The sequence below is a fragment of the Lelliottia sp. RD5 genome, from assembly GCF_056032945.1.
In genome coordinates, this window is the sequence record NZ_JBVYHQ010000001.1 from 1172757 (window position 1) to 1186415 (window position 13659).

Annotated in this window: 11 protein-coding genes; 8 read left to right on the forward strand and 3 right to left on the reverse strand. The window is 52.9% G+C overall.

The genetic code is table 11. The features are described from left to right. The first annotated feature begins 77 nt into the window (after window positions 1-77). Entirely contained in the window at window positions 78-1187 is a 1110-nt protein-coding gene (locus tag AC0LWE_RS05950) for a YcbX family protein (RefSeq protein WP_219346816.1), read from the forward strand. Here AC0LWE_RS05950 and zapC read toward each other — a convergent pair. Both zapC and pyrD read right to left on the reverse strand, forming a co-directional pair. Continuing rightward, window positions 1184-1726, reverse strand: a complete 543-nt coding sequence (gene zapC, locus AC0LWE_RS05955) for a cell division protein ZapC (RefSeq protein WP_059178425.1) — start codon at window positions 1724-1726, stop codon at window positions 1184-1186. The two genes, AC0LWE_RS05950 and zapC, sit on opposite strands and share 4 nt — an antisense overlap. 165 nt (window positions 1727-1891) lie before the next feature. Further along, window positions 1892-2902 (reverse strand): quinone-dependent dihydroorotate dehydrogenase, encoded by a 1011-nt coding sequence (pyrD, locus tag AC0LWE_RS05960; RefSeq protein WP_202712710.1) that lies wholly within the window; start codon window positions 2900-2902, stop codon window positions 1892-1894. Between the two features lie 247 nt (window positions 2903-3149). On the opposite strand from pyrD, the gene ssuE reads away from it, so the two are divergent. Genes ssuE through ssuB form a run of 5 tightly spaced genes read left to right on the forward strand, consistent with a single transcriptional unit; the run spans window position 3150 to window position 7391 of the window. Next, on the forward strand, window positions 3150-3725 hold the full coding sequence (gene ssuE, locus AC0LWE_RS05965) for an NADPH-dependent FMN reductase (protein ID WP_131487610.1): 576 nt from the start codon (window positions 3150-3152) through the stop codon (window positions 3723-3725). After that, window positions 3718-4680 carry a sulfonate ABC transporter substrate-binding protein gene (locus AC0LWE_RS05970; RefSeq protein WP_059178428.1) on the forward strand — a complete coding sequence of 321 codons (963 nt, stop codon included), beginning with the start codon at window positions 3718-3720 and terminating at the stop codon, window positions 4678-4680. The genes ssuE and AC0LWE_RS05970 overlap by 8 nt, the downstream gene beginning before the upstream one ends. Continuing rightward, complete coding sequence (ssuD, locus tag AC0LWE_RS05975; RefSeq protein ID WP_131487612.1) at window positions 4677-5822, forward strand: FMNH2-dependent alkanesulfonate monooxygenase; 1146 nt, start codon at window positions 4677-4679, stop codon at window positions 5820-5822. The genes AC0LWE_RS05970 and ssuD overlap by 4 nt, the downstream gene beginning before the upstream one ends. A gap of 10 nt (window positions 5823-5832) precedes the next feature. Continuing rightward, window positions 5833-6624 (forward strand): aliphatic sulfonate ABC transporter permease SsuC, encoded by a 792-nt coding sequence (ssuC, locus tag AC0LWE_RS05980; RefSeq protein ID WP_216981601.1) that lies wholly within the window; start codon window positions 5833-5835, stop codon window positions 6622-6624. After that, window positions 6621-7391, forward strand: a complete 771-nt coding sequence (gene ssuB / locus AC0LWE_RS05985) for an aliphatic sulfonates ABC transporter ATP-binding protein (RefSeq protein ID WP_202667057.1) — start codon at window positions 6621-6623, stop codon at window positions 7389-7391. The genes ssuC and ssuB overlap by 4 nt, the downstream gene beginning before the upstream one ends. A 139-nt stretch (window positions 7392-7530) precedes the next feature. Here ssuB and pepN read toward each other — a convergent pair whose 3' ends face one another. Beyond that, on the reverse strand, window positions 7531-10143 hold the full coding sequence (pepN, locus tag AC0LWE_RS05990) for an aminopeptidase N (protein ID WP_219346817.1): 2613 nt from the start codon (window positions 10141-10143) through the stop codon (window positions 7531-7533). A 264-nt stretch (window positions 10144-10407) separates the two neighbouring features. Between pepN and pncB the strand changes: the two genes are divergently transcribed. Together pncB and asnS are read left to right on the forward strand one after the other, a co-directional pair. Next, a complete protein-coding gene (pncB, locus tag AC0LWE_RS05995) occupies window positions 10408-11610 on the forward strand; it encodes a nicotinate phosphoribosyltransferase (RefSeq protein ID WP_202667059.1) in 1203 nt (400 codons plus the stop codon). A 289-nt stretch (window positions 11611-11899) separates the two neighbouring features. Beyond that, on the forward strand, window positions 11900-13300 hold the full coding sequence (gene asnS, locus AC0LWE_RS06000; protein WP_059178434.1) for an asparagine--tRNA ligase: 1401 nt from the start codon (window positions 11900-11902) through the stop codon (window positions 13298-13300). Window positions 13301-13659: the final 359 nt, after the last annotated feature.

Consider the following 13659-nt stretch of genomic DNA (forward strand, 5'->3'; position numbering starts at 1 on the left):
GTGAATAAAGTGTATATAGATAATCCGGGTGATATGTCATAAAGTTGAAGGCTTATTTTTATTGAGGGGAGTGTGCAGTGGCGACGTTATCCAGGCTTTTTATCCATCCAGTCAAATCAATGCGCGGAATTGGCCTGACGCATGCACTCGCAGACGTCAGCGGTTTTGCTTTCGATCGCATTTTTATGGTCACTGAGCCTGACGGAACGTTCATCACTGCGCGTCAGTTTCCGCAATTGGTGCGGTTTATTCCCGCGCCGCTGCATGACGGTTTACATCTCACGGCACCGGACGGTTCCAGCGTCATTGCGCGCTTCAATGATTTCTCGCCCGTTGATGAACCGACGGAAGTCTGGCGCAATCATTTTACAGCGCGTATTGCCCCCGAAGAGATCAACCGTTGGCTAAGCGGCTTTTTCTCTCGCCCGGTACAGTTGCGCTGGGTAGGGCCCGAATTGACGCGTCGCGTTCAGCACTTTGAATCTGTTCCGCTTTCCTTTGCCGACGGTTTCCCTTTCCTGCTCACCAACGAAGCCTCACTGCGGGATTTACAGAATCGTTGTTCCGCGAGCGTACAAATGGAGCAGTTTCGCCCCAATTTGGTTGTGACTGGCGCACAAGCATGGGAAGAAGATACCTGGAAAGTGATTCGCATTGGCAGCGTGATCTTCGATGTCGTGAAACCCTGTAGCCGCTGCATTTTCACCACGATCAGCCCTGAGAAAGGTCAAAAGCACCCTTCCGGCGAACCGCTTAAAACGTTGCAATCTTTCCGAACCGCGCAGGATAACGGCGATGTCGATTTTGGTCAGAACCTGATCCCTCGCTCCAGCGGTGTGATTCGCGTAGGCGATGAAGTCGAAATCCTGTCCACCGGAGCAGGGCGAATCTACGGCGCAGGCGCGGAAGAAGAAACGGCAGAAGTGGAAGTGCAACCCGCAACTGCGGTGACCCTTCAGTGGCAAGGGCAAACGCTCAAGGGGAACAATCAACAAGTCTTGCTTGAGCAACTGGAGCAAGCCGGAATTCGCGTTCCTTATTCGTGTCGCGCGGGGATTTGCGGTTGCTGTCGTATCAAACTGATAGACGGCGAAGTGACAGCATTGAAAAAATCAGCGGTAGGCGAAGATGGGACCATCCTTTGCTGCAGCTGCGTTCCTAAAACATCGCTACAGCTTGAGCTTTAAACGGCCTGTTCCAGGCTAAATGAATCCACACGGAGCTGAGGTTTGAGTCTGTCATTCATGACTTTGATCGCATCACCCAGTTGCATCGTACGCCCGGCAATGATCACGCCGGGTTGTGCCAGCAAGCAAAGTGCTGCATTTTCGCCAGGCTCAACCACCAGCAAACTCACCTCTTCTGATGTATCGCTGAGATGCACGCAAGCTGCATCACCCGTGCCCGGCATCCACGCCTGGCCATGAGCGAGAAAGTGCCAGCTTTTCGGCATCTGAGGCTTGAGGAAACGAATAGCCACCAGCGCGTTCAAAATCAACTCAGCACGCTGTTCTTTGGTTAGCACGAAGTCGCGGCACTTCTCTTCAAACGAGAAATAAAGGGCTGCATCATCAACGCAAAAGCCCGATGGGGCAAAGGCATCAGGTGTGAGCATACGGCGGGCATAACGAGAACGAAATAACATGCCATTGGCTAAATCGAGCATCATTCGATCGTGCTCTTCACAAAAATACCAGCGCCAGTTATCGTCAGGTTTAATTCGCATTTTCCTCTCCCGTCCCTCACATCCTGTTCTTAAAATGTCCTGATTGTCGCTTCGTTTATAACATCAATAAATAAAAGACCATAATGTCTAAATAAGCAACAATGACGGAATATAAAACAACCAGGGCCGGAAATAAAGCCCTGGTTGTCTTATAGAGAGAAAAGTTTAGATATGATTAACGATTTCTTTAATCAATTGAGGGCCTTTAAAAATAAAACCAGAATAAATTTGTACCAGCGTCGCACCCGCAGCCATCTTCTCACGCGCAGCGATGACCGAGTCGATTCCACCCACGCCAATGATCGGTAAACGCCCTTTTAATTCTGCAGACAACGCGCGAATAATTTCTGTGCTTTTTAATTGCACCGGACGACCACTTAACCCACCCATTTCATCCGAATTTTTCATTCCGATGACCAATGATCGATCGAGGGTCGTATTGGTCGCAATAACACCATCAATATTATGGCGAACCAAACTATCGGCAACCTGGATCAATTCTTCCACGGAAAGATCCGGGGCGATCTTAACCGCGACCGGAACATATTTATGGTGAATTGCCTGCAGTTCATTTTGTTTATTTTTAATGGCTGATAACAGATCGTCCAGCGCTTCACCATATTGCAGCGTACGTAAACCAGGGGTATTTGGCGACGAGATATTAACCGCAATATAACCCGCATAAGCATAGACTTTTTCCATACAAATCAGATAGTCATCTTTACCCTGCTCAACCGGCGTATCTTTATTTTTGCCAATATTAATACCCAGCACGCCGTCAAAATGCGCTTTTTTTACGTTCTCGATCAGATGATCGACACCGTGATTATTAAAGCCCATTCGATTGATCAACCCTTCGGCTTCAACCAGACGGAACAGTCGCGGCTTATCGTTACCCGCTTGTGGACGTGGCGTGACCGTGCCGACTTCAATGGAACCAAATCCCATCGCGCCCAGCGCATCAATACACTCGCCGTTCTTGTCCAGGCCAGCAGCCAGGCCCAGGGGATTCTTAAACGTCAGTCCCATACATTGAACAGGTTTTTCCTGCACTTTCTGGCGCACCAGCGCTTCGAGAGGTGTTCCTGTAATGCGACGTAACTGCTGGAATGTCAATTCATGAGCGCGCTCGGGATCGAGCTGGAAAAGGGCTTTACGAACGAAGGGGTAATACATGAACTCTCCTGGATTCCGGTGTGCAAACCGGACACGGATTATCAGCGATCGCAGCGCGAAAGGGAATTGACCTGAGGCAAAAAAACGGCTTTCTGCGCAATCGTTTTCCTTTCTGGCGGTTTCTTATGCATTTTCCGGATTTTTAATTCCAGATAAATCATTTAGTGGAATAACCCCGCAATGTCACACTCCTGAAAATTGTTATCAATGTTAGATAAAAGCAAACAAATGGTTATAAGGAGCAAACATGCGCGTCATCACGTTGGCTGGAAGTCCGCGTTTTCCTTCACGTTCCAGTGCCCTGCTGGAATATGCCCGCGAACAGCTGAATTCGCGGGATGTCGAAGTGTGTCACTGGAATCTGCATAACTTTGAGCCTGAAGATCTGTTGTATGCCCGGTTTGAAAGTCCGGCGCTTCAGGCGCTGATTGAACAACTTAAAGGGGCTGATGGCCTGATTGTGGCGACGCCGATTTACAAAGCCTCATTTTCTGGCGCGCTAAAAACGCTTCTCGATCTGCTGCCTGAACGCGCGCTGGAGGGAAAAGTCGTCCTTCCGCTGGCGACCGGTGGCACCGTCGCCCATATGCTGGCCGTTGATTATGCCCTCAAGCCCGTTCTCAATGCGCTGAAAGCCCAGGAGATCCTGCACGGCGTGTTCGCCGATGATTCTCAGGTTGTGGATTATCAGCATAAACCGCAGTTCACCCCCAACTTGCATTCGCGTCTTGATAGCGCACTCGAAACGTTTTGGCAGGCATTGCATCGCCGCGATGCTCAAGCCCCTACCTTTGGCCGTCTGAAAGGAGTCGCCCATGTTTAAACACCTCTTTCGTCTCGGGCTAACGGGTTTGCTGGCCGTCTCCGCGCTGGCTCATGCGGCGAATGCTGCGCCGGAAAGTTTACGTATCGGCTACCAGAAAGGCAGCATCAGCATGGTGCTGGCAAAAAGCCATCAGCTGCTGGAAAAACGTTATCCGCAGACGACGTTTTCGTGGATTGAATTCCCGGCTGGCCCACAAATGCTCGAAGCACTCAATGTGGGCAGTATAGATGTAGGCAGTACGGGAGATATTCCGCCGATATTCGCCCAGGCCGCAGGCGCTGATCTGGTTTACGTGGGCGTAGAGCCGGCTAAGCCTAAGGCCGAAGTTATCCTGGTGCCTGAAAACAGTCCGATTAAAACCGTCGCGGATCTCAAAGGCCATAAAGTTGCGTTCCAGAAAGGGTCCAGTTCGCACAACCTGCTGCTTCGCGCGCTGCAACAAGCGGGCCTGACGTTCAAAGATATTCAGCCGATCTACTTAAGCCCGGCCGATGCGCGCGCCGCTTTCCAGCAAAATAACGTGGACGCGTGGGCCATCTGGGATCCGTACTATTCTGCGGCTCTGCTTCAGGGTGGCGTTCGCGTTCTAAAAGATGGCGAAACGCTTAAACAGACCGGTTCGTTCTATCTTGCCGCGCGTCCTTATGCCGAAAAGAACGGCGAATTTATACAAGGTGTGCTGAACACCTTCAGTGAGGCAGATGCGCTCACCCAAAGCCAACGTCAGGAGAGTATCGCCCTGCTGGCAAAAACCATGGGCCTGCCCGAACCGGTGATCGCAAGCTATCTGGATCACCGCCCAATAACCGTGATCAAGCCTGTTGACGCCCACACGGCAGTTTTGCAGCAACAAACTGCCGATCTGTTTTATGAAAACCGTCTGCTCCCGAAAAAGATCGATATTCGCGACCGTATCTGGCAACCCGCTGGCAAAGAAGGATCGAAATCATGAGTCTGAATCTGTTCTGGTTTTTACCGACCCACGGTGATGGGCATTATCTTGGTACTGAGGAAGGGGCGCGTCCGGTCGATTACGGCTACCTGCAACAAATCGCGCAAGCCGCAGACAGAATCGGATTCACCGGCGTACTGATTCCCACAGGCCGTTCCTGCGAAGATGCCTGGCTGGTGGCCGCGGCCATGATCCCGGTCACGCAGCGTCTGAAGTTTTTAGTCGCCCTGCGCCCAAGCGTGGTTTCCCCCACCGTTGCCGCACGCCAGGCCGCCACGCTTGACCGACTCTCAAACGGACGAGCGTTGTTTAATCTGGTGACCGGCAGCGACCCGACGGAACTCGCGGGAGACGGCGTCTTCCTAGACCACACCGAACGCTATGAGGCCTCGGCAGAATTCACCCACGTCTGGCGTCGTCTGCTTGAGGGCGAAACCGTCACCTATGAAGGCAAACACATTCACGTACGTGATGCGAAACTTTATTTCCCACCGGTTCAGCAGCCGCGTCCTCCTCTTTACTTTGGCGGATCGTCGGACGTTGCACAGGATCTGGCGGCAGAACAGGTCGATTTGTATCTCACCTGGGGCGAACCGCCTGAACAGGTGAAAGAGAAAATTGAACAGGTGCGCGCCAAAGCCGCCGCGCATGGCCGTCAGGTGCGTTTTGGGATCCGTCTACACGTCATTGTGCGGGAGACGAATCAGGAAGCGTGGCAGGCCGCCGATCGTCTGATTTCACATCTTGATGATGACACCATTGCCAAAGCGCAGGCCGCCCTGGCCAAAACCGATTCGGTGGGCCAGCACCGGATGGCCTCTCTTCATAACGGTAAACGCGAAAACCTGGAAATCAGTCCGAACCTGTGGGCGGGCGTTGGCCTGGTGCGGGGTGGCGCAGGAACGGCGTTAGTGGGTGATGGTCCAACGGTGGCGGCACGAATCAATGAATATGCCGATCTGGGGATCGACAGCTTTATTTTGTCCGGTTATCCGCACCTCGAAGAGGCGTATAACGTCGGCGAGCTGTTGTTCCCGCATCTGGATGTCGCCATCCCGGAAATCCCACAGCCGCGTCCGCTGCAGATTCAGGGCGAAGCGGTGGCGAATGAATTTATTCCCCGTAAAACGGCGCAGAGTTAACGAGGTCAGTATGGCGAATCCATCCCGAAAATGGCTCCTGCGTCTGGCGCCCTGGTTCCTGCCCGTCGGCATTGTGATTATCTGGCAAATTGCGTCGTCTGTGGGCTGGTTGTCGAGTCGTATTCTGCCCTCTCCCGAGGGCGTGGCGGAGGCGTTTTGGTCGCTCAGTGCCAGCGGTGAACTTTGGCAACATCTGGCGATCAGCTCCTGGCGTGCGGCGATTGGATTTTCCATCGGCGGGTCGATTGGGCTGACGCTTGGCCTGATCAGCGGATTATCGCGCTGGGGGGAGCGCTTACTGGATACCTCGATTCAGATGCTGCGTAACGTGCCGCATCTGGCGCTGATCCCGCTGGTGATTTTATGGTTCGGCATCGATGAGAGCGCCAAGATTTTCCTCGTCGCGCTCGGCACGCTGTTCCCAATCTATATCAACACCTGGCACGGCATTCGAAACATAGACCGGGGATTGGTGGAGATGGCGCGCAGCTATGGTTTATCCGGTTTTTCTCTGTTCATTCATGTGATTCTGCCGGGGGCTCTGCCGTCGATTATGGTGGGCGTTCGTTTCGCGCTCGGTCTGATGTGGCTGACGCTGATCGTCGCGGAAACCATCTCCGCCAATTCCGGGATTGGCTATCTGGCGATGAACGCCCGTGAATTTCTGCAAACCGACGTGGTGGTGGTTGCCATCATTCTCTATGCCCTGCTTGGCAAACTCGCTGACGTCAGCGCCCAATGGCTTGAGCGCAGCTGGTTGCGCTGGAATCCGGCCTATTCCTTGAAGGAGGCAAACGTATGAACACGGCTCGCTTAACCCAAGGGACACCTTTATTGCTCAACGGCGTGACGAAACGCTACGGCGAAAATACGATTCTGAACGCGTTGGATCTGCATATTCCCGCAGGCCAGTTTGTCGCGGTGGTCGGGCGCAGCGGCGGAGGTAAAAGTACGCTACTGCGCTTGCTTGCCGGGCTTGAAGCCCCCAATGGCGGAGAACTGCTGGCCGGAAATACCCCGCTGGCCGAACTCCAGGACGATACGCGCATGATGTTCCAGGATGCGCGCCTCCTGCCATGGAAAACGGTTATCGACAATGTCGGGCTGGGGCTAAAAGGCCACTGGCGGGACGCTGCGCGGCAAGCGCTGGCATCCGTCGGACTCGAAAATCGTGCAGGCGAATGGCCAGCAGCGCTTTCGGGAGGACAAAAGCAGCGCGTGGCCCTGGCGCGTGCGCTAATTCATCGCCCTGGCCTGCTGCTGCTGGACGAACCGCTGGGTGCGCTTGATGCCCTGACGCGTATTGAGATGCAGGATTTGATTGAATCGCTGTGGCAAGAGCACGGTTTTACCGTGTTGCTGGTTACACATGATGTGAGTGAGGCCGTCGCGATGGCCGATCGCGTCTTGTTAATCGAAGACGGGAAAATCGGACTGGACGTGACGGTCGATATTGCTCGCCCACGTCGTCTGGGATCTGTCCGGCTGGCAGAGCTGGAATCAGAAGTGCTGGATCGGGTTATGAAGCGGGGAGCAACAGAACAACAGCGCATCAAAGCGAATGCCTGATGCCCTCGCCCCTCTCGTAGAAAGAGGGAACACACATCAAAAACGGCAACCAGATGGCTGCCGTTTTCTGTTACCTGGTGCGGTCTGATGTGCTCACGTCATCCCTCTCCCGAAAGGAAAGGGATGGATCGTGGATTTATCAGGCCAGCGCTTTGCTGATTTTCTCGAACAGATCGCCCGATAAATTCTCCAGCCCTTTTAGCTGCTCCAGCGCCGCGCGCATTTTCGCCTGACGCTTCGCATCGTAGCGTTTCAGGCGGATCAGCGGCTCAATCAGACGCGACGCGACCTGCGGGTTACGGCTGTTAAGCTCCGTCAGCATCTCCACCATAAACTGATAACCGCTGCCGTCTTCCGCATGGAAAGCCGCCGGATTGCTCCCGGCGAACGCGCCAATCAGCGAACGGACACGGTTTGGGTTGCTCATAGTAAAGGAACGGTGCTTCAGCAGACTACGGACGTTGCTCAGCACATCGGCTGAAGGGCTGGTGGATTGCAGAATAAACCACTTATCCATCACCAGACCGTCATGATGCCACTTATCGTCGTACTCCTGCATCAGCGCATCACGGCACGGCAGCTCGGCAGCAACCGCTGCGCCCAACGCGGCCAGTGCATCGGTCATATTATCGGCGTCGTGATACTGCTTGCTGACTAACGCATCGGCAAATTCGGTGTCACCAAATGCCAGATAGCGCAGACAGGTATTACGCAGCGAACGTTTGCCGATATCCGCGTGTTCAACGCGATATTCATCCAGCCTGTTGGCGGTGTAAATCGCCAGGAACTCATCCGCCAGCTCAGTCGCAAGCGTTCTGGTCAGCGCTTCACGCACAGCGGTGATGGCAATGGGATCGATGATATCAAACAGCTCAGCGATTTCGTTCGCGGAAGGCAGCGTCAGAATTTCTGCGGCCAGCGCCGGATCGATGTGTTCATCAAGCAAAATAGCGCGGAATGCATCGGCAACGTGCACCGGCAACGACAGCGGCTGGCCCTGCTGATGACGATTCACGTTCAGCTTGATGTAGGTCGCCAGCAGGCTTTGCGCCGCATCCCAACGGGAGAAATCGTTACGCGCATGACGCATCAGGAACGTCAGCTGCTGATCGCTCCATTTGTATTCCAGTTTGACCGGTGCAGAGAATTCACACAACAGCGCCGGAACGGGCTGGAAGTAGACGTTATCAAAGATGAAAGTCTGCTCAGCCTGGGTGACGTTCAGAACGTGATGCACCGGATGGCCGCCTTTTTGCAGCGGGATCACTTTTCCTTCGTTATCGTAAAGCTCGATACTGAACGGAATATGCAGCGGATGTTTTTCTTCTTGTTCAGCCGTCGGCGGCGTACGCTGGCTGATGGTCAGCGTGTACTGCTCGGTTTCCGGGTTGTAATCGTCTTTAACCGTGACAATCGGCGTCCCGGCCTGGCTGTACCAGCGGCGGAAATGCGACAGGTCAACGTTAGATGCGTCTTCCATGGCCTGCACGAAGTCATCGCAGGTGGCTGCGCTGCCGTCGTGACGCTCAAAGTACAGCTGCATCCCTTTCTGGAAGTTCTCTTCGCCCAGCAACGTATGGATCATACGAATGATTTCAGAACCCTTTTCGTACACCGTCAGGGTGTAGAAGTTGTTCATTTCGATCACTTTATCCGGGCGAATCGGGTGCGCCATTGGGCTGGCGTCTTCGGCAAACTGCAGGCCACGCATGGTGCGCACGTTGCTGATGCGGTTAACGGCGCGTGACCCCAGGTCAGAGCTGAACTCCTGATCGCGGAACACTGTTAAGCCCTCTTTCAGGCTTAACTGGAACCAGTCGCGGCAGGTGACGCGGTTGCCGGTCCAGTTGTGGAAATATTCATGACCAATCACGCGTTCGATATCGAGATAATCTTTATCCGTCGCGGTGTCAGTACGCGCCAGGACATATTTGGAGTTGAAGACGTTAAGGCCTTTGTTCTCCATCGCGCCCATATTAAAGAAGTCGACGGCCACGATCATATAGATGTCGAGATCGTATTCGAGGCCGAAGCGCTCTTCGTCCCACTTCATTGAATTGATCAGTGAAGTCATTGCCCACGGCGCGCGGTCGAGATTACCGCGATCGACAAACAGCTCCAGGGCGACATCACGGCCGGAACGCGTTTTGTAGGTATCGCGCAGCACGTCGAAATCACCGGCCACCAGCGCAAACAGGTAACACGGTTTTGGGAACGGGTCCTGCCACTGGGTCCAGTGACGGCCATTTTCCAGCTCGCCCTGACCAACACGGTTACCGTTAGAGAGCAGGTACGGATATTTTGTTTTATCCGCAATAATTTTGGTGGTGAAACGCGCAAGCACATCCGGACGATCCAGATACCAGGTGATATGGCGGAAACCTTCGGCCTCACACTGGGTGCAAAGCGCTTCTCCCGATTGATACAGACCTTCCAGCGCGGTATTTGCTGCCGGGCTAATTTCGGTCACGATGCGCAGCGAGAAACGCTCTGGCAGATTGTTAAGGACCAGCTGGTTCTCTTCTTCTTTATAGTCAGACCAGACTTCATCATTAACATGAACAGAAACCAGCGTCAGATCTTCACCATCAAGACGCAGCGGAACTGCCGTCGCGCTTTGGCGGGTCACCTGGCTTACGGCCGTCACGACGGTTTTTGTGGCATCCAGGTCAAAAGTCAGATCGATATCGCTAATCAGGTATTCCGGCGCACGGTAGTCGTGGCGGTATTTGGCTTGTGGCTGTTGTGTCATAGAAAACCTTATGCATCGTTTGTCGAATAACGAGTCAGTCTATTCCTGTTGCGCAAAACGCGCTACGCAGAATCTTCATCTTTTCAGCAACAAAACCCTTTTTTGCTACATTTGTATAACACGGGGCACGAAATGCTCTCGACCATAACGGTGGCTTATGTTGTGATCGGGGTTCAATAAATCGCTAAACAAGGTATACTCCAGCGGTTTCAATAGTTGTTTATTGTACTAAACGCTCCCGTGAGAGGATGCTACGGCGCACCTATGACTCAATTCGCTACCCCTGTTCTGCATACGTTGCTGGATACCGATGCGTATAAATTGCACATGCAGCAAGCCGTTTTTCACCATTACTACGACGTACAGGTAGCGGCCGAGTTTCGTTGCCGTGGTGATGACTTGCTCGGTATTTACGCAGACACCATTCGTGAACAGGTCGATGCTATGCAGCATCTGGCGCTGCAGAACGACGAGTACCAGTGGCTCTCGGGCCTGCCGTTCTTTAAAGCCGACTATTTAGACTGGCTGCGCAATTTCCGCTACAACCCTGAACAAGTGACGATCACCAACGATAACGGCAAGCTGAATATCCGTCTTGCTGGCCCGTGGCGTGAAGTGATCATGTGGGAAGTGCCGCTGCTGGCTGTCATTAGCGAGATTGTGCACCGCTATCGCTCTCCCGAAATGGGCGTTGAACATGCGCTCGCGACACTTGAAAGCAAACTCGTCGAATTCGCCCAGATGTCCGAATCCGTGGATATGTCGCGTTTCCGTCTGATGGATTTTGGTACGCGCCGCCGTTTCTCACGCGACGTACAGCAAGCCATTGTCGAGCGCTTGCAGCAGGAGCCGTGGTTTGTTGGCACCAGCAATTATGACTTAGCCCGCCGCCGCAATCTGACGCCAATGGGCACACAAGCCCACGAGTGGTTCCAGGCGCACCAGCAAATCAGTCCCGATCTCGCAACCAGCCAACGTGCTGCGCTGGCGGCCTGGCTGGAAGAATATCCGGATAAGCTAGGAATTGCGCTGACCGACTGCATTACTATGGATGCGTTCCTGCGCGACTTTGGCCCTGAATTTGCGGAGCGCTATCAGGGTTTGCGCCATGATTCCGGAGATCCGGTTGAGTGGGGCGAAAAAGCGATCGCGCATTACGAAAAACTCGGCATTGATCCGCTGACTAAAGTGTTGGTTTTTTCTGATAACCTGGATCTGTCCAAAGCCCTTGAGCTTTATCGCCACTTTTCATCCAGAGTAAATTTGAGCTTTGGAATTGGCACGCGTTTGACCTGCGATATTCCTCAGGTCAAACCACTGAATATCGTTATCAAGTTAGTGGAATGTAACGGTAAGCCGGTTGCTAAGCTCTCTGACAGCCCTGGCAAAACCATTTGCCATGACAAAGCCTTCGTGCGCGCGCTGCGTAAAGCCTTCGATCTGCCGCAAATTAAAAAAGCCAGTTAGTCCATTGGGGGGGCGTTCCTGGCCCCCTAGCCTCATTTTTTTCTCATTTCTTCTCTTTTCTCTGCGAAATCTACTTGTCTGATGGCGGATGCCAGGTAACATAGATATCCCCCTATATGGGCGGACATGTGTCTATGCCCTAAATAATGAGGGTTGCAGGAAGGCGATAAGCGAGTGAATTTCCCCTGATCTTACATAAGTAAGTGATTGGGGTGAACGAGCGCAGCCAACGCACATGCAACCTGAAGTTTGACGGGTATTTTTTCCGACTATTAACAGAGAGATTATTATGAGCGTTGTGCCTGTAGCCGACGTACTCCAGGGCCGCGTCGCCGTTGACCAAGAAGTCACCGTGCGCGGATGGGTACGTACTCGCCGAGATTCTAAAGCTGGCATCTCCTTCCTCGCCGTCTATGACGGTTCCTGCTTTGATCCTGTACAGGCCGTAATTAATAATTCTCTGCCCAATTACAATGACGAAGTTCTGCACCTGACCACCGGTTGCTCCGTCATTGTTACGGGTGTTGTGGTCGCTTCTCCGGGTCAAGGCCAAAGTTTTGAACTGCAGGCGACGGCAATTGAAGTGACCGGCTGGGTTGAAGATCCTGACACCTATCCAATGGCCGCTAAACGCCACAGCATTGAGTATCTGCGCGAAGTCGCTCACCTGCGCCCGCGTACCAACATGATCGGCGCCGTGGCCCGTGTGCGTCACACTCTGGCGCAGGCTCTGCATCGCTTCTTTGATGAGCAGGGTTACTTCTGGGTATCCACCCCGCTGATCACCGCATCGGATACTGAAGGTGCGGGCGAGATGTTCCGCGTATCGACTTTGGATCTTGAAAACTTGCCGCGTACGCCAGAAGGCAAAGTGGACTTTGACAAAGATTTCTTTGGTAAAGAAGCTTTCCTGACCGTATCCGGCCAGCTCAACGGCGAAACTTACGCCTGTGCGCTGTCTAAAATTTATACCTTCGGCCCTACGTTCCGCGCGGAAAACTCCAACACCAGCCGTCACCTGGCAGAGTTTTGGATGCTTGAGCCAGAAGTGGCTTTCGCGAACCTGAACGATGTGGCAGGTCTGGCAGAAGCGATGCTGAAGTACGTCTTCAAAGCGGTACTTGAAGAACGTGCTGATGACATGAAATTCTTCGCCGAGCGTGTAGACAGCGATGCGGTTGCACGTCTGGAGCGTTTCGTCTCTGCCGATTTCGCTCAGGTTGATTACACAGATGCGGTGGCTATCCTGGAAAAATGTGGTGAGAAATTCGAGAACCCGGTTTATTGGGGCGTGGATTTGTCTTCCGAGCACGAGCGTTACCTGGCTGAGAAACACTTTAAAGCTCCGGTCGTGGTTAAAAACTATCCGAAAGACATTAAGGCTTTCTACATGCGCCTTAATGAAGACGGCAAAACCGTCGCCGCAATGGACGTGCTTGCGCCTGGCATCGGTGAAATCATCGGTGGCTCCCAGCGTGAAGAGCGTCTGGACGTGCTGGACGCACGTATGGAAGAGATGGGTCTAAATCCGGCAGATTACAGCTGGTATCGCGACCTTCGCCGTTACGGCACCGTGCCACACTCAGGCTTTGGCCTGGGCTTCGAACGTCTGATTGCCTATGTCACTGGTGTTCAGAACGTACGTGACGTTATCGCATTCCCAAGAACGCCGCGTAACGCCAGTTTCTAAGCATTAAATTGATAACGGCCAGCATTTGCTGGCCGTTATTTTATTCTGCAGTGTCAATTATTGTCAGTTGAAAGTCAGCGTTTATTCAATGCAACCCCGCCAATCCCTCTAGCTGTTACGTTTTATTTCCACGAAACATCCATGTACAAAAAATAAACCGCATTCTTATTGCGCCTACTCACGACTGATTGCATTAGCACAAATTTCGACCATACAAAAAGACATCCAGACGGCCAATGTTGACAATAAGAAAAACAGGGTTGTTTAGGTTCTGTTGATATGAAACGCCTTTATTAAAATTAAACATAAGCAATTCATATATATAGCAATGCGCCAGTCTTTTTATTCAGCAATCAGTT